Here is a 19914-nt window from a genome sequence, read left to right as displayed (position 1 = left end):
GCCACCTTCCGGCACCCCACGAGCAACCACCGATATCGATCCTGCGAACGCGGGCATCGGCCACCTCAGCCGGTGCCCGCGTTCGCGCATGTTGGAGAGGACATCATGGCCGACCACACCCGCGTCACCCTGCCGCTTGCCGTCGCCATCCCGGACGGGATGCTGACCCTGATCGCGTACCTGACCGGCTACCACCCGTCCGGGCGACTGGCGGCGCTTCTGGCCGACGAGCACGGCGACTGGGCGATCGCCACCTACGAGCTCGACGATCCGCAGCTGCTGCCGCATCTGATCGGCTGCGCGCACCGCCGCCGACTGCCCCTGATCTTTCTCGCCTCCTACAGCCCCCTGGACGCCGCGGCAGACCATATCCGCGCCGTGGGCGCCGGCGTGCGTGGCGAGGGCCTGACTGTCGTCGGGCAGGTGCAGGTCAACCGGGGCCACTACCGGTCGCTGGATGGCGTGCGGGATGTCTGGGGAGACTGGCAGCGCGCCGAGCCCGACACTCTGGTCGCGGCCGAGATGGTCGTCCAAGGACGAGCCGTGCTGGCCGACCGCGAACAGCTGGCCGCCCAGTACGCGCCCGCCACCGGGCCGGCCCGCGACCGCATGACCGCGGCCGCCGCCATCGCCCAGCGCTTCTGGGACCAGCAACACCGCCACGACCAGGCCACCGCCCGCCGCGCGCTGCGCGCGATCAGCCTGCGCCACCTGGACCAGATCGACGACCACCTGCGATCCGAGCCCACCCAGGCACTCGGCCTCGACGACATGGATGTCGCGCTGCTGGGCATCGGGCTGCGCGATGAGACCGTCCTGAACGCCGCCTTGCTGCGCGCCGACCGCGACCGGGGCTACCGGCAGGTGTGGGCCCAGATCGCGCGTCGCGTCGACCACGCCGACCTCCCCGCGCCCGCGACCATCGCGGCGTTCACCTGCTGGCGTTGCGGCAACGCCGAGACCGCCGCCATCGCCTTGCACCACGCGCTGACCGCAGACCCCGCCTACCCGCTCGCCCGGCTGCTGCACGCCGGGGTGACCGCCGGCCCGCCCGCCCCGAGCTGGGCCCACCTGACGCGCCCCAGCGCCGCTGACATCGACCCGCACTGATCACCACCACGTGGCCCACACCAGACACGACCCGCCGCGCCGCCGGCGCTCGGGGGCCCGGTCGCGTTCTGCGCGGCCGCCACCAGCCGCTGTTCGTGACCGCCGGGACACCCACCCGGTGCCCCGACGGTCGCTTCCTACCCCCCGAGCGTCGATCTGCCGATCGGCGCCGTCCACTGCCCGCCGCCCGGCGGACATCAAGAAAGGACAACTCTGTTGAGCAAGGAAGCCCGCATCAACGGCCACACCCACCCGCAGCCACCTGCGGAACAGCTGCTGCGCATCGCGATCGAGGAAACGTGGCCCACCATCCCCATCGACGGCATCGCCCGGGTCGGGGTGTTCACCTCCACCACCGTGGCCGGCGCGGTGCTGTTGACCGGGGCGCAGCTTGGCCTGCCGGATGACGCCACGGTGCCCGACCAGCGGCTCGCACGGTTCGTCAACACTGTCGCCGACGCCGACCGGCCGACCATCCGCGAACAGTTCCTGCAGCAGGTGCCCGGCACGCTGTTGGCGTGGTGGCTCACGATCGGGTTTCCCGGCGGGGCACGGCTGCTACTGGCCGCCACCCCGGACGGAGTCTGGTTCGATGTCGCCGCGACCGGGCACGACACCGAGGCGGTCATCGGTTGCGCCGATCGTGCCCCGGACGGGTTTGACGAGATCGTCGGGTTCGTGCAGGAGATGGCCTGCCCGGTGACGCTGCAGCATCACACACCCGCCGCATGGCAGGCCGACGAGTTGCGGATGTGCGGCTGCTGGCACCCATTCGCCGAACACTGGCTCGACCGGACCGATCATCCCTGCACGCAGAACTGCGGCTGCCGGTCGTTCGCCTCCACCGACGATGCGCTTACCGGCCGGTGGATCCGTGACACCCCCGCCGCGTTGGGCGCGCTTGGCCTCGACGGAAGCTGCGCCACGGCCGACCACCACACCGGGCCCGACGGGCGGCGCTGGCACTGGGTGCCCGACTTCCTCACCCGCGCAGGCCATTGAGGCCTGCCACGGCCAGCTCGCCCGGTCGCCACGGGCTCCGCACCACCAGATGATCCCGAGCCGCTGTTCGCGGGCATCGGCCACGTCGGCCGGTGCCCGCGCTCGCCGCCCAAGTCCCACCCGACGGGTGGGAACGCTACCGCGCCGAGAACACCACAGCCCGCGACTGAAGGAGAGGAGCGAGGGCATGCTCATCGCGCACGTCAACAACCACGCCGGCACTATCACCATCTGGCACAGCTGGACCGACCACTACGGCGGCACACACCGCGTGCAGGTCGAATCCTGGCACCACGCGAGGCAGGGCTGCAGCAGCCTTGCCGGTCGCGGCTACCGGGTGATCGGCACCCTCGGAAACGACTATGCCCTGTCGCCCGACCACGACCGGGCCGGCGAGGGTGTCCGGCGCGCCCACACCAGCCACGACCCGTCCTGCCCCGGCTGCGACGGCACGGCCAACACCCGGGACGGGGCCGCCCCGCGCGCAGAACCAGCCAGTACCGGCCACCGCGACCTGCCTGCGGTGCCCGGCGTGGCGAACCCCGACGAGGTGCCCGGCCACCAGCGGTGCGAGGCACCGGGCGGCGGTCGGGTCATCAACCAGCACACCACCGACATCGGCGATTACTGCCCTTGGTCTGACGTGGCGGTGTCGGCCGGCTACCCGGCCGAGCGCTGTCCGGCCCGCTGCAAAGCCTCGGTGGTGACTTACGCGGATCCGAAGGCCACCGCAATCGACGACCACCACACCAGCCGGACGGGGGGACTCGACCCCACCGCCCGCGACAACCCACCCCGGCACTAAACGGCCGGTGCGCACCTGCACAGGTCGGCCGGTGCGCCACCCCGCGAACCCGTGGCCCTGAATCGACAAGGAGACCCGTTGTACACCGCGCTGATCCACCGACCCGGCTGCCTACCCGACACCACCGAGCCGCCACCGGAGTTCGACACACCCGCTGAAGCCTGGCACTACATCGCCGAACAACGGGCCGCAGAAGACCGCGACCTCGCAGAACCCTGCGACACCGCCTGTGGCGCAGACACCGAGCACAGCTCCACCTACCAACAACTGGCGCACTGTGCGAATCGGCCCGCCCCGACCGCGGGCTGGGACGGCACCGGAACCATCCACGGCCCCACACCCGGCGCCGACACCCTGGGCGATGTCGGCTGGTGCTACACCGTGGAGGCCGTCACCGCACCACCAGACTGCCAGGCACCCGGCCACGATCACCGCGCCCACGACGCCAACGGCACCCCGACCACCGGACCGTCGCGTTGCCCGCAATGCCGCGCCCTGTGTCACTTCGACGAGCGGGTCGGTGACTACCAGCACGACGGGCCCACCATCCCGGACTGTTTCCTGATCCGACGCCACCCGGCGGCCGTTCCCTGCCTGCGGCCCGGCACCGATCTGGACACCACGCCCAGCTCGACCGGCTTGCCACGGAACGCTGCGGCTCCGACCCACGCGGAGCAACCGCTGCGGCGCATCCGCTGGACACGCAGCTACCTGGTGCGGCTACGGCAGGACTACCTCGCGGCCATCCCGAACACGCTGGCCGAGGCCATGCGAGCAGGTACCGACCCGACCTCGCCCGACATCGATGACTACGTCTGCGGCAACGGGAAACTGATCAGCGAAACCTGGCAGAACGTCGACGACGACGAACTGTCCTACGGCGGCGAATTCCTTGCCGACGGCGTCGACACCCCCGGTGAGCAGGCGCCATGAGACACCGCAAACGAGCCTCCCGAACCAGATCCCTGTCCACCGTGCAGCGTGTCGTCGGCTGGTGCATGTCGCTGGGTGTCTTGGTGCGGTCTCTGACCCGCCATGGCCCCCGCACCGGACCCAGGGTTCGGCGGCTGCTGGACCTGTCGACCCAGCACATCCCGCCGCACATCCTGGAGGACGGATTGCACACCGTATCCGGACTGGTCGCCTACTCGACGCGCTACGGCTGGCTGATGTGGATACCGGCAGACCCCGCGGCACGAGCCGCCGAACAGATCGACCCGCCGCCAGCCGCACTGGTGGCCATCCAACGATATGCCCGCCGATACAGCTGCGACTTCGTCCTGTTCGACGCCGACGCCGACACCGACCCGCATCTCCCTTTGTACCCGCAGGGCTGATCGCTTCCCTCGATCGGCTGCTGCCCGGCCCCCCGATTGCGGCGACATCCGCGATCGGGCGTGCCGGGCCGAATCCGGGGCCGGCCACGCGCCGCCCGCCGCGCTGGCCGGCCCCTTTTCATGCCCACACAACGGAAGGAACTGCTGGATGAGCGCATCCTCCACGCCGTGCAGGCCGCGGCTGCTGACGCAAAACTCCCGACTGCGGCCCCACGGCATCTTCAACTGGACCCTGCCCGCTTGGGCCGGCCGGCTACCCGACGGCCGTACCTACAACACCTGCCCATCGGCGGGGGTGTGCCGACACATCTGTTACGCCCTACACGGCACCTACCGCATCCCGACCGTCAAGGCCCGCCACCAGGCGAACCTGCGGCTGGTCCTCAACGAGTCCGACGCGTTCGCCACCGCCATGGCCGCCGACCTCGAACTACCGGTCCTGCAGGGCAAGTGGGTGCGCATCCACGACGCCGGCGACTTCTTCACCGACGACTACACCCGCACCTGGCTCCAGCTGATCCGGACCCACCCGGCTGTGCGCTTCTACGCCTACACCAAGGAAGTCGACCGCTTCCGGCGACTCGTCGAACCCGACCCGCCCACCAACTTCCGCTGGGTCTACTCCTACGGCGGCACCCAAGACCACACGCTGAACCCCGAAGCCGACCGGGTCGCCGACGTGTTCCCCACCACCGAGGACGCGAAGGACGCCGGCTACCACTCCCAAGCCGACTGCGACCTGCTCGCCGTCACCGGCCTGCCTCGGTCGGAGTGACCGCCAACCGCATCCCCGCCGTCCTGCGCCTGCAGGGCGGCAGCAGCCTGCGCACCTGGCAGCAGCAGCACAACGCGGCCACCGCACGCCGGCGCCGTCACCGCAGCGCGCCCGCCGGGATCCGCTGCACCCACGCCGCCTCCCACGACAGGAGCATCACATGACCAGCCCTGAACTCGAACCTGTTGACACCGCCGAGCGCCGCCACTCAGCCGGCACCGCCGCCGCCGGCCGCATGCCGGTGGACTTGACCGCCTACGACGTCATCCTCATCAACTCCTCCGGCGGCAAGGACTCTCAAACCCTGCTGCACCACATCGCCACCCAAGCACACCAGCAGGCGGTGGCTGATCGGGTCACGGTGCTGCACTGCGCGCTCTGGCACGTCGAATGGCCCGACACCGCCGAGTTGGCGCAGTCCCAGGCTGAGTACTACGGGCTGCGCTACGAGCAACGCCGCCGAGACCAGGGCCCGCTGCTGGACCAGGTCCGGCGTCGGGGGAAGTGGCCGTCGGCGGCGGCCCGCTACTGCACCTCCGACCAGAAACGCGGGCCGGCCCGCAAGCTGATCACCCAACTGGTCACCGAACTCGGCCCGCTCGGTCGGCCCGCGCAGGTACTCAACTGCCTGGGACTGCGGGCCGTGTCGCCGGTTCAGCCTGCCCCCGCAGGTGCCGCAACTGTCCAGAGCGTTGGAAAGGAACCACGCTGTGCTTGACCAGTACGACCCGATGCTGATGCAACGGATGCTCGCTGTCCGTCTGCGGCAGCTGCGGTACAAGACCGGCCTGTCGCAGCGGCAGATCGCTTTGCGAACCGAGTGGTCGATCAACAAGGTCAACCGGATCGAGAACGCCGACAGCACGATCTCGATCACCGACCTCAACGCCCTGCTGGGCCTCTATCAGCTCACCGACCCACAGGAAGACGAGAAGCTGCGCGACTGGGCCCGCCGTGCTCGACAGCCGGGCTGGATCCGCCCCAACGCGGCCAGCGTCGACCTACGCACCTGCCGTCACCTCGCCTACCAGACCAGCGCCAGCCGCATCCTGATGCTCGACACCCTGCTGATCCCCGACCTGCTGCGCACCGACGACTTCAACCGTCACGTCCGCCGCGCGACGACAGGCGAGGCACCGCTGACCGACGAGCAACACCGTCTCTACAGCCAGATCGACACCGCACGACGGGCACAGCTTGCGAAGCGGGCCGACCGCGAGCTGCGGGTCGTGATCGACGAGGCGGTGCTGCTACGCCCGTTCGGCAGCATCGACACCACCATCAACCAACTGCAGCATCTGCGGCGCCTCACCGAGACCGGAACCCTGCAGATGCAGGTGGTCCCCTGGGACGGATGGATAGCCCACCGAGGCCAGCCACGCTTCGAGCTCCTGGAGTTCGACCACCCCGACGCCCCGCCCATCGTCGTGTCGCACCTAACCGGGTACCCACCCGAGAGCCTCTACGACCCAGCCGAGGTCGAACACTTCCGTGCCGTCGCCTCGCGCCTAGCGGACGCAGCGAGCTCTCCCGACCAAGCGACCGTGATCCTAGGCCGGGCGATCGACCGCCTCCGCAACGGGCCGATCAGCCTCCTTGACACCCAATAGACGCCCTCCGCAACCGACCACGCCCTGCCGGCGTCTTGGACAGCAGACCCAGTCCGAGACGCCGGCAAGGCCACACAACCGTCCCCTCGACGGCGCCGGCGAGCGCGATGCGGCCCTTTTCTCGTGCCCGCGCCCGGCCCCTGCCCCGACGCACCAAAACCGATCTGGCAGCGAACTCTGGTCTTGGCCGACACCGGTTGCGCACGAGACTCGACACCAGCCATTCGGTCACTGGGTCGATGTTCGCGCGTGTCGACACCCGCCTGCGTGCCGGCTCGTTACCACGACGGAACCCAGCCCGCCCGGTCAGGAGGCGCCGTGCACTCCGAGAGCTGCCCAGCACGCCGCCGGCGACACGCCGCACGGCTGGCCGAGCTGGCCACCTCGCCGCAGTTGGCGCCTGCCTGCCGTGCTCGGGCGCTGCGCATGCCGCGCACTGGGCGCTCCGCGACGGCGCCGGCGACGCCGCCTTCGCCGCGCTGGCCCGCGAGCATGACGTCGGCGTGGACGAGATGCTTGAGGAGCCGTCCGGTCAGCAGACGCAGACCGGGCTGCTGGCCTTGCAGACCGCCGCGGGTTGCCCCGACCCGTCCCGGGCCGCCCGGCTCGCTCTGACGGCCGCCGGCGCGTTCTGCAACGCCGCGCGCGCCGACGGGATCGACCTACCCGCGCCGGCTGACCGCCACGCCGCTGTCGCTGTCGCTGTCGCTTCGGCGTGAGCACCGCGGTGAGTGAGGGCAGACAGCCCGCAGACAGGAAGGAGAGAATTCGTCATGACCAGGCAGGAGGACGCCCGAGCCGCCGACCCGCCCGAGGTTGCTGCAGCCCTCGAATCCGCCGGATACGAGGTCGTGCCGAGCACGGCCGACCCCGACGGCGCACTCCAGGTGCGGCTGCCTGGCCGCCGGGCGTTGTTGCGGCGACGCCGCGCGACCAAGATCCGCGCTCTGGCCAGTCTGGTCGCGCCAATGGGATGGCTGATCCTGCCCCCTGGCCTTGTTCCACCTGGCAGCGGCGACTGGGTCCTGCTCATCCACCCCGCGGATATCATGGGCAGCCCAGCGGAGGTCCTGGTGGGACGGGACATGGGCGCATGGGCGGCGTCAGGAAGCCGGAGGCCCTACCGGCGGTGGCACGGCCCTTCGTCTCGTCCAGAACGTGGCCACCAGCACGGCGACTCCACGTCTTAGCCCTGATCCTGCTGCGACAGCAGCGGCCACCCGACCAGACGCCCGCCCCGCACCGGGCCGTGCGGGGCGTCCTATCGGGCCACCGCGGGTCAGTCTTGGTCGGTGATCCCAATCCGCCCGGTGCGTGTCGACACGCAGGCCATCGGCGTCGTAGCCGGGTGCGCCGCCGGGCTTCGGTGATGACGCGGTCGATCCTGGCATCGAACCCGTCGCGCAGCTTCTGCCAGATTCCACAGGCGTGCTCGCGGGTGTGGTCCGCCACCGGTTCCCGGTCAGCGTGATGGGGCGGCACGCCGCGCGGCGGGAGCCGGGGCGCTGGTGTTGCGCTGGGCCTCGGCGTAGGGTTCGCCGGTCGCTGCCTGGCGAGCTCGGGCGGCTCGGGTGGCGGCACGGCAGCAGAACCGCTGCTCATGGTCGGCGAGGTCGAGCGTGCCGCGGCCGTAGCCGCTTATCACACGACACCCTCTCCGTCAGCACACGAGGTAGGCCAGTGCGTTCCTCGTGCGCCAGACAGTCGAACCGCGATCCGACGACCGGCCTTCTCCGCCAGACTTGAACGAGAACCACACCGTACTGGCAAGACACGACTACCTGATTCGACCGAACGGCCGATCGGCGGCCTGGCCGGAAGCAGTGCGCGCCGCGGAGCGCGACGAGGCGCATTTCTCGTGCCCGCACCACGCCGTCCCCGGCCCCGCGCGCGAGCAGCCCACCCGGCCCGCAGTACTACAGGTTGCCTGTGCCTACCGGCCGGATGCGCCGGGATTCGAGCAGGCGGTTGAGCTCGCGCACGACCAGATACTCGTCGGGGCCGAACAGCAGCGCAGCGTCCTGATCCCCGCCGCTGTGGGCGGTCTGCTTCTTGACGGCCTGGTCGAGCAGCGGGCGCAGCTCGCTGCCGTGGCGGTAGGTGTGGATCGTGCGCGGCCGGCTCAAGACGACCTCGTAGCCGCTGTAGTCATCGCCGACGTCCACAACCGCGTGCGCGAACTCGACCAGGCCGGACAGGGCGCCGCGGCGGGTTCCGGGACTGACCCAGTCCGGGTCACCCGGCTTGTCGCCGGTCACGGTGCGGCGGGCGGTCGGTGTGGCCAGGAAAGGACAGGCGACGGCTGCATACAGCATGCAGGCGTAGTGGCCGGGAACCTCGTAGGTGGAGAACTCGCCGGCGGGCTCGGCGCCGCGCTTCAACGCGTACGCGATCCACTTCGAGCTCTGCCCATCCATCACATGCCACACGGTGGCGTCTGGGTCCATCGGCTGGCCGCACACCGAACACCGGTGGGTCAGCGCGCACAGCAGCTGCCGCTCGCCGGAGGCCTCGGTGAACTGCGGAACACCCTGCCGCCAGCGGGTGATCGCCGGTACCGGGATACCGCGGGCATCGCGCGGACGTGCCGCCACTGCGGCAGGCATCGCAACATCGCTGACCAGCACCCGACCATCGTGCCCGTTCATCACCGGCGCGGCGACCCGCAGGCGCAGCCTGGGGCAACATCGACGACCTGCAGCCGCCCTTGGTGTGCCCCATCGTTTCGACAGCTCGGAGCCTCGGGCCAGCACCGTCCGGTGCAACGATCCACGAGACGCCCCCGTTCGGTAGCTATTGCGGCACTGTCGGTAGTATTGATGTGCGCAGGTGGGCCGATGGGGGTGTGTCGGTAGCCGGCGTGTGTTGGGGAATCGTCGGGCGGTCTGGGGGGTCTGCGCGACGGAAGACTCCACGTCCAGCCCGGTTGGCCGGCGCACCGTGCGCCCGCCAGCCGGGCTGCGCCCTTCGCTCGCCGCGACATCGCCGCCGGGCGGGTGCGGCCCCGACCAGTGCGGGCAGCGAGAGCGGACGGAACTGTTGCGCGCCAGTGGTCGTGCCGGTCAGGTAGTGCTGGGGTCGACGGCGGCGGACAGTTCCTGGGAGGAGCGGCGGGAGGCGTCGGCTGCGGCGTCGAACCTGCCGGCGGCGCCGGCATTGACCGGCCGGTACGCCGTCGCGATCTCGTCGAGGATCTCGCCGAGGGTGTCCATGGTGACCCGCAGGTAGTGCACCAGCGCGTCGTTCGGATCGAGCACCACATCCTCACGCAGCATCGAGCGCAGCACCCGCGCATCCATCATCAACTTCGCCCCGGCGGCGTCCGGATCCAGATCGGCCATCCGCCCAGCGTCCCGCACCGCCGCCACCCGACCCGGCACGACCTCTTCTTCGGGCCCGGTTCTTCGGGCCCGGAAAGCTCAGCCCTCCGGCGCGCCCACCCGGGGGGCCTGCTGCCGCCGGGTGACCAGAAAGGTCCCCGCCGGCCGCAGCCGGCAGGGACCTGAGGGAAGCCGGTGGTCGAACAGAACCTCCCACTCCTGCTCGACGACTTCCTGGGCGCGACAAGCCAGAGCCCCCCAGCGATGACTGCCGCGTAGCGCCAGACGCTAGCCGAGCCACGTCAGATGACGCCATTACTGCCCGCACAGATCACTATGTCGTGGTAGAACAGCGGCGCTGGTCCGGCGTGGTCGCCTACCTGACGGCGTAGCGTCCGACCCGGCGCTGCACATCCCCCCGTGCTGCACCGCCCGGTGGGCCCGGCGCACTACTCGCGCCGGGCCCACCCCCACCGGCCGGACCGATCTACCCTCGGCCGAGGGATCGCGGCCAGCACGACCCGCCCCTTACCGTCAACGGTGTGGACGAGCACTCGGCGGTCTGGCACAGCATCGACGGAGACTGGAGCGTGTCCGCGATCAGCGCACGCGACGGTCAGTTCTACCGGGTCGGCCATCGCGGCGAGATGCTGGCCGAACTCGACTCCTTCATCGAGCTGGCCCACCTGGTGCCGTTGCACCTGCTTGTCGCAGAAGGTCATGACGCCCGGTAGCCCATCTGTCAGCCCCGGTATCACGGACTCGATGTCTGGCATGGAGAGCCTGGCCGGCGCTAGCGTCCCGGCTCATGACGGGTGACGTTTGGATTCTCCACGGTGATGATCCCGGGTGGTGCGGTCGCATCGCGAGCTCTGTCGGAAGCGGGGCTGCTGGAGACATCAGTGAAGACCTTCGGGGCACCCATCGGTCCTTCGGAACCCCACGAGCGAGCCTAAGCGTCGTCTCCACAGATCGATGGGCGCGCAGCGTCGAGACTCAGCGCGCGACGCTGATCGAGAGTCTCCAGCGTCGCCGCGCGCGCCGCCAGCCGTCCCGGTCCGGGCCGAGCGCCCGGAACCACAACAGCCGCGTGGTCGCGGTTTTGATCAGTGCCTCCGCGACTCGGCCGTCCGCGTCTGGGTGCAGCGCCAGCTCCGCGTGTTTGCCGTCGGCCGACAACACCGCCGTGCGTGGATCGGCCCGCGGGTCACGTTCGGCGATCTGCAGGCTTCCACCCAGCGCGGTGAAGTCATCGATAGCGCTGCGCTGCGTCAACGTGGTCATGCAATCCTCTCCAACCAGCAGCCGCACCGCGGCCGATGTCCCACCACCGACAGTGGCGCGGCGGTACCGTTTGCGCCGGGCGCTCCTCTATCCGTTAGCCCTCCCGGACGAGCAGATGCACTGGCACCCAGTGGCCCAACTCGGCGAAGGCGTTGACCTCGGCCACCAACCGGCCATGCCATTTGAGCTGGAAGAACTCGCTGCCCTCGTGGTCGCCGCGAATCCATCCCGGTAGCAAGTGCACCGTCCACGCCGCGTCCAGGCTGCGCCACTCGGTCGCCGTGTCCGCCATGACTGGCAGGCTACGGAGCGCCCCGCACGGTGAACATCGGTCGCGCGGACGATACGACGCTTCGCCGGTTCGCACCGCCTTGGTTCGGGAACGGCAGGTGCGAGCCGTAGATGTGGAGCGCACCGAAACTGATCACCTCTGCGCCGCAGGCGTGAACCGCGTGAAGGAGGGGTTGGCGAGTTGATCTGCTGTTCGCGATGATGGTGCGGTGACGGTCGGACCTCCCGCACCACGCCCGTGCGCCTCGTGCCCGTACCGGCGTGATGTGCCGTCCGGCGTGTGGGCGGCATCGAACTATGACCGGCTGCGCGCCTACGACGCGCCGACCGGGCAGCAGCCGCCAAGGCTGTTCCTGTGCCACCAGAACGAGCGCGACAGCGCCCAGGCACGTATCTGCGCGGGCTGGGCTGGCTGCCACGACGCCGCGAATCTGCTGGCACTGCGGGTCGCGTTGGTCCTCGACGACATCACGGCCGCGGCCTATGAGGCCACCGTCGACTACCGGTCCCCGGTGCCGCTGTTCGACTCCGGTGCCCAGGCCGCCGACCACGGCGAACAGCAGCTTTAGCACCCCGGGCAGGCAGCGGTCGACGCCATCGCCAAGATTCTTCGTCGTCGCCGGGACGTCGACGCCGACTCGCATGACGAGCAGCCCACACCGGCTGTGCGCGAGGCTCGCGCTCTCCCCGTGGAACACGGGCGCCAGCGACAGTAGGAGCGTGCGATCGCAGGTCCACGCCCGTTCACGTGGCATGGGCTGGCGGAATGGAGCCGGCGAAGCGCATGTGGAGTGCCCGAGGCACGCAGAGATCGAGGAGGGGGAGCGGGTGGCCCGGTACGTGCTGCTCGCGGCATCCTCGTCGCGCTGCGCGTCGCCGTCCACGGACTGCCGCTGCCGGGCGGGCTGTCTGCTGTCATCGGTGCCGGCCACCAAGTCCCGGCCTACCGCACACATAAGTGCGGACCGCACCACGGCATGCCGAGCACGGACTCCCGCCGCACCAACCCCACCCGACCGCCAACGCTCACTGACCGTAGCCAGCAGCACCGCGCTCAACCGCGCCACCAGTACTGTGCCCATGGCGTCGTTCTGAATCGCTCGCGCAGCGGTCAGCGTCAGCACCACCCTGGCCGGGCTCCAATAACCCGCCGACTCGACAAACCGGCCAACCAACACCGCCAACGGCCACCGATCGGCCAGGCCAACCGCCGAGCTGAGATGGAGGATCAAGGGGCGTTTGATGAGGTGGGCGCTACGCGTATGGGCAGTCATAGACACCGTGCGGAATGGGTGTCCCGGTAGGGCGATCTTGGCGCCTGCTCATCCGGTCGGCTTCGTGGGCTGCGTGCAGCAGCTGGGTTGTGGTGGCCGGGACCGCGGCCAGGAGCACCGCGCCGAGGTGGTGGCACATTGTCCGGTGGTCGAGCGCGCGGAGTGGCTCGCCTGCGAGGGTGGCCAGGTCTGCCGTGCGCCAGCACAGCGGGCCGGCCACCGCTTGCAACTGCGAGTACCGGTGCCATCGTCCGGCCAGCATCCCTTTGATCGTGCTCATCGACAGCCCGACGAACGGGAAGCTCTGCAGGTCGAAGCCGCGGTTTAGCATCAGGCCACCGAGGACGGCCGGGAACGGGTCGGTGCCTGTCGGATCGGCGGGCATCCGAGGCTGCGGTATCTCGCCCTCGCGGGGGAGGGTGAGAAGAAGCTCGCGAAGCGTAGCCATCTGCTCATGGTTGCAGTGGGTCACGCGGTGGGCGAATGTGTGGAGGGCACGGGTGTCCCGGTCCGGCGGCAGCAGGGACCCTGGTACCGGATGGCCTGCGACCACGAGTACGTCGGCCGTGGGCAGGCCGAGTTGTGCGGCGACTGCCTCCAACCGCGGCACGTCGTAGTCGCGGCCGCTGTTCAGCAGGCCACGCAGAACCTCCGCGCGCATCATGGCTAGCACCGTAGAGCAGGCAGCAGGGGCGACGGTCCGGCGAGTGCGTCGGTCTGCCGTGACGGGTTCGGCCCTGCAAGCGGTGCGGCACGCCGTGCGGGCCTCGCTGGTGATCTTGTGCTCTCTGCTGGCCAACACATAGGACCGGCAGCGCCGCCGGAGGTTGGACATGATGCTGCGGCCTCATATCGACACGGCCGGCGGCGGGGCGGTAAGTGTGTCCAGCCCGATCTGGTACCAGGTGTTGTTGATGAACACGTGCAGGTTCGGGCCGCGGCACTGGTAGCCGCGCCCGGCTATCTCGATGCCGTTCGGGCGCACGATGCGGCGCGGTGCCCCCGCCGCCGCTACTCGCCTGGTGTCGAGGTGCATGGGCGTGGCCTGGTCGTACTCGGCCTGCTGCCCGCCGATCAGCGCACCGCGCGTACCGTCGATCAGCAGCCCGTCGGCGAAATGGTGCGGTGCCGGGCCCCGGTCGGTCACCGTGTCGCCTCGCATCGCCAGAAGGTGGAAGCCGGTGTACGGGCAGCAGTAGGCGTCCTCGCCGTCGACGTTGAGCGTGTAGCAGTCGACGATCGATGGGAGGCTCGAGCCTCCGGGGTAGAGCCACTCCGAGTCGAGGCTCGAACTGAATCGTGCCAGGCCGTGCCCCTCTGGACCTCGGCCGCCGAGTGCCTCGTCGAAGTACCCGACCCATACCTTGCCTGACGGTGTGGTCAGCAGCGACTCGATGGCGTCACCGAGCTGTCCGACACCGGTGCGCTGCCCCTGCCAGTTCCAGATCTCGGCGTTGAGCGGTTGGCGCCGGGCGCGGGCCGCCACCAGCAGCAGCTGGTCGCCCGGAAGCGGCTGCACGAAACGCACCCGCAACTGTGTCTGGATCTCGGCGACGGCACCGAGTCCTGCTTCGGTGTAGGAGGCCACCTGTTTTCGCCGCGAGTCGATTGAGTGTGGCCAGACGGCGTAGGCGGCGCCCTCCGGTCCGACGCCGACCGCGTCGGGAACGGTGCGCCACTCCAGCCGGTTGGTCGGCGCCAGGTGACGGGGATGCTGCAGCGCCACCATGGGCAGCGCGAGGACCTCCCGTCTGCGTTGCAGGCTGCGCTGGTCGTAATCGTCGCCGGTCATCGCCAGCATCATGCCCGGCACGCGGCGTCAAAGGGGGACACCGATTAGGGCGGCTCTGATCCGTTGGGTCCGAGGTCGCGGACCTGACGGAGTGGATGAGGGGGGCAGTGGGTGCAGGCGTCGTGGAGACCTGGTCGCGCGGCGTGCCCGAGACCACGCGCCGCAATGCGGCGCCGATCCGGTTGGTACCGCCGTGCTACGCAGCCCGCTCGGCACGAGGTGACGATGCTCGCGGTCGGTGGCGGATCAGCCGCGGCGTCCGATCCAGTGGCTGTCTGCCAGCCCTGCGCCCGTGGGCGCTGGAGTGTCTCGGTCAGGCAGCGGACCGTTTCCCTCTGATACCGGCTTGCTCGGGCCGAGATCAGCCGCCCGGTTGATGGAGCCTCGCACACTTTCCGGGCAAGCTGTGGTCGTGAGCTGGTGGGAGCCGCCCGACGAAGACTCGATCCGTGCGAAGGTCGTGGTGGCCCTCGGGTCGCTGGCCATGGGCGTCGGGGGCGGGATCTACACCTGCCTCCATGTGTCGCTGCTGTTGGGACTGACACTTCTCATCGCCGGCTGCCTGATCGGCATTGTCGGGGTAGCGAGCCTGATTCGGCGCGTCGCGCTTGGAGATGCACTCGCTCGACGGAAAAGTAGCGGCGCCGACGAGGAATGATGGTCCTCTCGCGCCGTCTCTGCGCCGTAGGGCTGGGTTGGTGGTGCCGGTGGATGTGCACATCCGCCGGGCGAACCCGCGCACCGCGGAGACTGGCGGTAGCCGGATTCTGCGGCTACTCGTACCGCGACCAGCCTGACGGCCAAGGGCGGGCGGATGAGGGCTTTGTTCGTGTGTCCGGCAGGATCTGGATCGTGGGTTCGTCACGGTGCAGCGGTGATGCCGAGCGCGTCGCCGAAGCGGGCGCCGCCCTGCCAAGCAACTCGGCGAAGGAGCCGCCGTTGACCGGCTGTTACGAACGGGAGGCAGCCTCAACCGGGCCGCGGTCTAGAGCCTCCGTGCGCGGTGCGGTCCACGCGGCTAGCACATAGTCGACCGGCAGAGCTCCGCCTTGTCCGTCTAGTTCGTTGCGGTACACGTGCCTTGCGCCGGAGGATCCGGCATCGGCTCGCCGGGCGGAGTCCGGCAGGGTCTCGCCCATGGAGCAGGCCCCCCTGATGGTTCAGCGCCCCGCTTGTGGCAGTCGGCGATCGACTTTGACGTATGGGCTTTCACGACGCACCACCGACACCACCGACGAGTCATGGCAGCTGACACGATGGCTGCTCGCCACGGAGCCGTCGCGATGGCAGTGGAGGACCTTGCGGGATGTGCTGGTCGTTGGATGAGCTGGTGCCGTCACGCCAGGGCAGGTATTGGCGGATCCGGCTCCTGCGGCCCCAGGCACCCGACCACCAAGACTGGACCAGCCGCGTGGGTGGGAGCGAGCTCGGCGATCTGGCCGCGCCCTTTGTGCAGCCACACTGTCTTGATCGCTGGCCGGTGCGCAGATCAGGACTCGGATCGCTTGCGATGGCACGTCCGGCGCCGGAGGTCAGGTGTTGCCGTCGAAGTCGCCGCGTACCCAGCCGATGTAGCGCTCGCCGGACTTGGCCACCTTCCTGTCGGCCTGCGGTCCGATGACCCGACCACCCAGATCCAGCAGTGTCTCGAAACGATAGCCCGCGAGCCGGTCGACAATGCGCCCGACCACCGCGGCCGACAGCGGAATCCGGTTCGGGTAGGACCGCAGGAACGTGACCCAGTCCGGATCGGCGACGCCGGCGATCGTGTCGCCGGACAGCAGGGCGCCCTCGCCGCCCGCGCCGTGTTGCCAGTGCGCCGCCGCGCTGCCGGGGAAGTGACCGCCGAGTTGGAGCAGAGTCAGCCCAGGAAGGATCTCGGCGTTGCCGGACCATTGGGTGATCACCGGGTCGGCACGCTGCACCCAGCGCCGATCCGCGGCGTTCACCCACACCGGCACCGACCCGAACAGGTGGCTCCACGACACCTGCGCGCCGAACATGTGCGGATGGCTCGCGGCGATCGCCGTCACGCCGCCCAGTTCGCGGACCCGATCGGCCGTGCGTTCGTCCAGGTGGTTGGGTGGATCCCACAACAGATTCCCCGCCTCGGTACGCACCAGGTAGCTCCACTGCCCGATCGCGACCTCCGGCTCGCGGTGCAAGCCGTGAATGCTGGGCTCTATCTCCCGCACTTCCAGTTCGTACGGCTGCGCGGACAGCTCGGCCTGGCTGATCCAGCGCTGGCCGGATCGCGGTACATACTGCCGCTCGTCGGCGCAGATGACGCACGTCCCGGCAGGCGGCTGGTCGGTGTCGGGGTGCTCGACCCCGCAGGTTGCGCAGCTCCAGACCGTCATGTCTATGTCTCCTTCGTGGTCTCGACGGTGCACGCACCGCCTCGTCGACCAAGGTAGGAGTTGAAGAATACTTTAAGTCAAGCATGTGGTGGACCGGATCTGGCTGGTCGGACGTTCGCCTCATGGGTCAGATCGAAGTTGACCATCACGCAGGCGTGCACGGTCTGGTCGTGTGTCGGGCCAGCGCAGAATGGCCCGACGTCACCCCTGCGCCGGGCCGGCAGCCCCACTCCTGCTTCTGACCGACCCCTGGGACCGAAGCAAGAGCCAGGCCGCACGATGGCGTGGCCCGGTCCGGATCCAGCGGACGGATGCTGCTGCGCTCAGCAGCTTGGTCACCGCCTGGCCAGCCTGCCGATCCCGCTCGACTGGCTCGGCCTCGGCATGCCGTTCGCCGCGGGTGTGGCGATGCGCAGCCTGGCGTCGACGTCAGTGGCGCAGGGTGCTGGTGAGGGCGCGTGGTTCGGTGAGGAGGTCGAGGGCGGTCAGGATCGAGCCGCAGACCAGGTCGGCGGCGGCGAGGGTGCGCGGGCTGGCACCTTCCGGGCCGAGCACGGCGATACCCAGGCCGACTGTGCGCAGCATCAGTTCATCGTTGGCGCCGTTGCCGATTGCCACACAGGAGTCGCCGCCGAGCCGCTGTAACGCGGCGACCTTGGCGACGCCGTCGGTGACCCGTTCGGCTGGCACGTCCAACGCTGCGGAGATCTCGTCGGCGGTGCCGTAGGTGTCTGCGGTGAGCAGGTGGACGTCGAAGGTCTCGCGCAGCCGGGCGATGCGTGCGGCAACGCCGGGAATCAGCACACCACGGTTGGTGATGGTGCCGTTGACATCCAGTACCAGGTGGTCAAGGACCAGCGCACTGCCGCCCGGGACATCGATGGTGATGGACATGGTGGTTGCCTTCCTGATCAGACCGCTGTACGGCGCAGCCTCGAGGTCAGTAGGAACATAGGGATGGCGGCAAGCTGCGCGACGATGGTGAGCGTGACGAGGCCGGTGACGGAGGTGTCGTAGAGCAGGCCGAGCAGCAGACTGCCGGCGAACCAGAACACCCCGAATCCGGTGTCGAACAGCCCGAACGCGAACGCGCGGCGGCGGGGATCGACGAGCCCGGTGACGACGGCCTTGACGATCGACTCTTGCGCGGCCATCCCGATACCCCAGCAGATCACCCCGAGTACCACCAGCGGGGCGGTACCGAGGAACACCAGCGGGCCAAACGCCGCGGTGAGCAGAGTGGCGCCCACCAGCGTGGGCATGCCGTACCGGTCGAACAGTCGGCCGAGTGCCAGCGCGGCGAGTGCTTCGGCGGCCATCGCCGCTGCGTAAAGCACGGGGATCAGGTCCGGGCCGACCACGTGGTCGGTGTCCAGGCGGAAAGCGATGAGCGGGTAGTCGGCGTAGCCGAGTCCGACCAGCCCCATCGCGAGCAGGAAACACCAGAACGCTGGCGGAATCCGGGTCCGTGCCGTCGGCGCCGGCGCATTCTCCAGCTCGGCGGGCTGCGGGTATCGGCGCCAGGCGCGGGCGAGTACCGCAATGCACAGCAGGGCCGGGATCGCGAGCAGCGCGAAGGACAGGCGGTACCCGCCGTGCAGCCACAGCACCAGGGCCACCGCAAGCGGGCCGAGCATCCCGCCGACCGCGTCGAGAGCCTCGCGGACCCCGAAAACCCAGCCGCGGCCGACGGTGGTGGCGGCGTGCGCGAGCATCGCGTCGCGCGGTGGGTTACGGATCGCGCGGCCGGTGCGTTCGGTGGCGATCAGCGCCGCGGCGGTCGGCCAGCTGCCGGCCAGAGCAAGCAGCGGCACCGCCGCCATCTGCACGAGGTAGCCGATCAGGGTGATCGGCCAGTACCGGCCGGTGCGGTCGGCGGCCCAGCCGAACACGAACCGCAGTGCGTAGCCGAGCAATTCGCCGAAGCCGGCCACCCCGGCCACGACCAGCGCGCTGGCGCCGAGGGTGGCGAGGTAGGGTCCGCTGATGGAGCGGGCGCCCTCGTGGGTCAGGTCGGAGAACAGGCTCACGACCCCGATCAGGAGGACGAACTGCATGGCGACGGGGCGTGCGGCGGTTCGGTTCGGTGTGCTCATCAGACTCCTCACGGGGACTGGAGACTCCTCACGGGACCTGGTCGTTCCGCCGGCATGCCGATTCCGGCCTGTTACGGTCGACAGATCGGGCCGGTCGGATGCAGCGGAGGATGCCGATGCTCACCGTGGTCGACGATCGCACCGGCGTAGCGGTGACGGTGGGGGAGCGACCGAGCCGGCTGGTCCGGCTCGCGGTGCTCCTGCCGCCTGACGACCACGAGATTTCCGGGCAGGCACTGCGTGTGCTGCTGATCGCCGATCTGGCGCGGCGGGTGCTGGAGGGGCTGCACGGTAGTCAGGTGCGGACCACGGTGGTTGGCTCGGCCGTGGCACTCGAACAGGCGGCAGAGCGGCTGCGGGCGCTGTGGATCGTGCCGCCCGACGAGGTGCGGTCCGGGCTGGACGACCCTGCGGGGCACCCGGAACTGGTGGTCACGGCAGCCGGCGAGCGCGGCGGTGAGATTCCCGGCGAGCTGCCGGTCCTGCTTGCAGGCCCGATCACCGGGCACGACGCGGACGACACCGACCCGACGGCGGTGCGGTTGGCCATGCTGAACGTGCCGCGGACCGAGCCTGCGACGCTCGACGGCGAACAACTCACTGCCGCCGCCCGCCGGCTCGATCGCTGGCGCGCGGAGGTGGCGGCCGCCGCCCGGCAGCCGTCGGCGCCGATCCCGGCGGCGGTGATGACGCGCATCCGGGCCGCTTGTGACGACGACCTCGACGCGACCGGCCTGCTGCAGGCGCTGGACGAGATGGACGACGAGGTCCCGGCCGGGGCCCGGCTGGAGACGCTGCTGTACGTCGACCGGATCGTCGCCCTCGATCTGGCGCGCGGGCTGACGGCCGGCTGACCCG

The 19914-nt window shown here is 70.0% G+C and carries 21 protein-coding genes and 1 pseudogene; 13 read left to right on the top strand and 9 right to left on the bottom strand.

The genetic code is table 11. The annotated features are described in order from the left end of the window. Positions 1-72: 72 nt before the first annotated feature. The 9 genes and pseudogenes from NUM_RS03625 to NUM_RS03585 all read left to right on the top strand — a co-directional run bounded on the left by NUM_RS03625 (position 73) and on the right by NUM_RS03585 (position 7358). The gene (locus NUM_RS03625; protein ID WP_207123093.1) at positions 73-1110 is read left to right on the top strand and encodes a DUF4192 domain-containing protein; all 1038 of its coding nucleotides are present in this window, start codon (positions 73-75) and stop codon (positions 1108-1110) included. Positions 1111-1449: 339 nt separating this feature from the next. Then, entirely contained in the window at positions 1450-2112 is a 663-nt protein-coding gene (locus tag NUM_RS03620) for a hypothetical protein (RefSeq protein ID WP_207123092.1), read from the top strand. 187 nt (positions 2113-2299) lie between these two features. Next, entirely contained in the window at positions 2300-2917 is a 618-nt protein-coding gene (locus NUM_RS03615) for a hypothetical protein (RefSeq protein ID WP_207123091.1), read from the top strand. 78 nt (positions 2918-2995) lie between these two features. After that, positions 2996-3850, top strand: coding sequence for a hypothetical protein (locus NUM_RS03610; RefSeq protein WP_207123090.1), 855 nt, complete (start codon positions 2996-2998; stop codon positions 3848-3850). 41 nt (positions 3851-3891) lie between these two features. Continuing rightward, positions 3892-4254 (top strand): DUF5983 family protein, encoded by a 363-nt coding sequence (locus NUM_RS03605; RefSeq protein ID WP_207123089.1) that lies wholly within the window; start codon positions 3892-3894, stop codon positions 4252-4254. A 148-nt stretch (positions 4255-4402) separates the two neighbouring features. Continuing rightward, positions 4403-5193 (top strand): annotated as a pseudogene (locus NUM_RS03600) (GP88 family protein). Further along, positions 5190-5747 (top strand): tRNA lysidine(34) synthetase, encoded by a 558-nt coding sequence (locus NUM_RS03595; protein WP_207123087.1) that lies wholly within the window; start codon positions 5190-5192, stop codon positions 5745-5747. Before NUM_RS03600 ends, NUM_RS03595 begins: the two are co-directional and overlap by 4 nt. Continuing rightward, complete coding sequence (locus tag NUM_RS03590; protein ID WP_207123086.1) at positions 5740-6639, top strand: helix-turn-helix domain-containing protein; 900 nt, start codon at positions 5740-5742, stop codon at positions 6637-6639. Before NUM_RS03595 ends, NUM_RS03590 begins: the two co-directional genes overlap by 8 nt. A 503-nt stretch (positions 6640-7142) precedes the next feature. Then, positions 7143-7358, top strand: coding sequence for a hypothetical protein (locus tag NUM_RS03585; protein WP_207123085.1), 216 nt, complete (start codon positions 7143-7145; stop codon positions 7356-7358). Between the two features lie 1197 nt (positions 7359-8555). On the opposite strand, the gene NUM_RS03580 is transcribed toward NUM_RS03585, so the two are convergent. Continuing rightward, positions 8556-9266: a hypothetical protein gene (locus tag NUM_RS03580; RefSeq protein ID WP_207123084.1), complete on the bottom strand. Its 711-nt coding sequence runs from the start codon at positions 9264-9266 to the stop codon at positions 8556-8558. Between the two features lie 435 nt (positions 9267-9701). Further along, entirely contained in the window at positions 9702-10019 is a 318-nt protein-coding gene (locus NUM_RS03575) for a hypothetical protein (protein WP_207123083.1), read from the bottom strand. Between the two features lie 482 nt (positions 10020-10501). On the opposite strand from NUM_RS03575, the gene NUM_RS03570 reads away from it, so the two are divergent. Next, positions 10502-10693: a hypothetical protein gene (locus tag NUM_RS03570; RefSeq protein WP_207123082.1), complete on the top strand. Its 192-nt coding sequence runs from the start codon at positions 10502-10504 to the stop codon at positions 10691-10693. A gap of 262 nt (positions 10694-10955) precedes the next feature. Here the strand turns inward: NUM_RS03570 and NUM_RS03565 are convergent, their stop codons facing one another. Together NUM_RS03565 and NUM_RS03560 are read right to left on the bottom strand one after the other, a co-directional pair. Next, positions 10956-11243, bottom strand: coding sequence for a hypothetical protein (locus NUM_RS03565; protein ID WP_207123081.1), 288 nt, complete (start codon positions 11241-11243; stop codon positions 10956-10958). A gap of 94 nt (positions 11244-11337) precedes the next feature. Next, positions 11338-11535: a hypothetical protein gene (locus tag NUM_RS03560; protein WP_207123080.1), complete on the bottom strand. Its 198-nt coding sequence runs from the start codon at positions 11533-11535 to the stop codon at positions 11338-11340. Positions 11536-11743: 208 nt separating this feature from the next. Between NUM_RS03560 and NUM_RS03555 the strand changes: the two genes are divergently transcribed. Continuing rightward, positions 11744-12103, top strand: a complete 360-nt coding sequence (locus tag NUM_RS03555) for a DUF6283 family protein (RefSeq protein WP_225918305.1) — start codon at positions 11744-11746, stop codon at positions 12101-12103. A 685-nt stretch (positions 12104-12788) separates the two neighbouring features. Here NUM_RS03555 and NUM_RS03550 read toward each other — a convergent pair. Both NUM_RS03550 and NUM_RS03545 read right to left on the bottom strand, forming a co-directional pair. After that, on the bottom strand, positions 12789-13472 hold the full coding sequence (locus tag NUM_RS03550) for a hypothetical protein (RefSeq protein WP_207123078.1): 684 nt from the start codon (positions 13470-13472) through the stop codon (positions 12789-12791). A gap of 183 nt (positions 13473-13655) precedes the next feature. Further along, entirely contained in the window at positions 13656-14612 is a 957-nt protein-coding gene (locus tag NUM_RS03545) for a hypothetical protein (RefSeq protein ID WP_207123077.1), read from the bottom strand. 400 nt (positions 14613-15012) lie between these two features. Here NUM_RS03545 and NUM_RS03540 point away from each other — a divergent pair, with 400 nt between their 5' ends. Continuing rightward, the gene (locus tag NUM_RS03540) at positions 15013-15258 is read left to right on the top strand and encodes a hypothetical protein (RefSeq protein ID WP_207123076.1); all 246 of its coding nucleotides are present in this window, start codon (positions 15013-15015) and stop codon (positions 15256-15258) included. 874 nt (positions 15259-16132) lie between these two features. Here NUM_RS03540 and NUM_RS03535 read toward each other — a convergent pair. The 3 genes from NUM_RS03535 to NUM_RS03525 form a co-directional block, all read right to left on the bottom strand. Beyond that, positions 16133-16960 (bottom strand): MBL fold metallo-hydrolase, encoded by an 828-nt coding sequence (locus NUM_RS03535; RefSeq protein WP_207123075.1) that lies wholly within the window; start codon positions 16958-16960, stop codon positions 16133-16135. 429 nt (positions 16961-17389) lie between these two features. Next, positions 17390-17854, bottom strand: a complete 465-nt coding sequence (locus NUM_RS03530; RefSeq protein WP_207123074.1) for an HAD hydrolase family protein — start codon at positions 17852-17854, stop codon at positions 17390-17392. 17 nt (positions 17855-17871) lie between these two features. Next, on the bottom strand, positions 17872-19056 hold the full coding sequence (locus NUM_RS03525) for an MFS transporter (RefSeq protein ID WP_207123073.1): 1185 nt from the start codon (positions 19054-19056) through the stop codon (positions 17872-17874). Between the two features lie 110 nt (positions 19057-19166). Between NUM_RS03525 and NUM_RS03520 the strand changes: the two genes are divergently transcribed. Further along, a complete protein-coding gene (locus NUM_RS03520; protein ID WP_207123072.1) occupies positions 19167-19910 on the top strand; it encodes a hypothetical protein in 744 nt (247 codons plus the stop codon). The last annotated feature ends 4 nt before the right edge of the window (positions 19911-19914 follow it).

The organism is Actinocatenispora comari, assembly GCF_017312725.1.
Taxonomy (GTDB): domain Bacteria; phylum Actinomycetota; class Actinomycetes; order Mycobacteriales; family Micromonosporaceae; genus Actinocatenispora; species Actinocatenispora comari.
The sequence above is the reverse complement of the archived record's forward strand: the minus strand, read 5'-3'. Positions and strand labels throughout refer to the sequence as shown.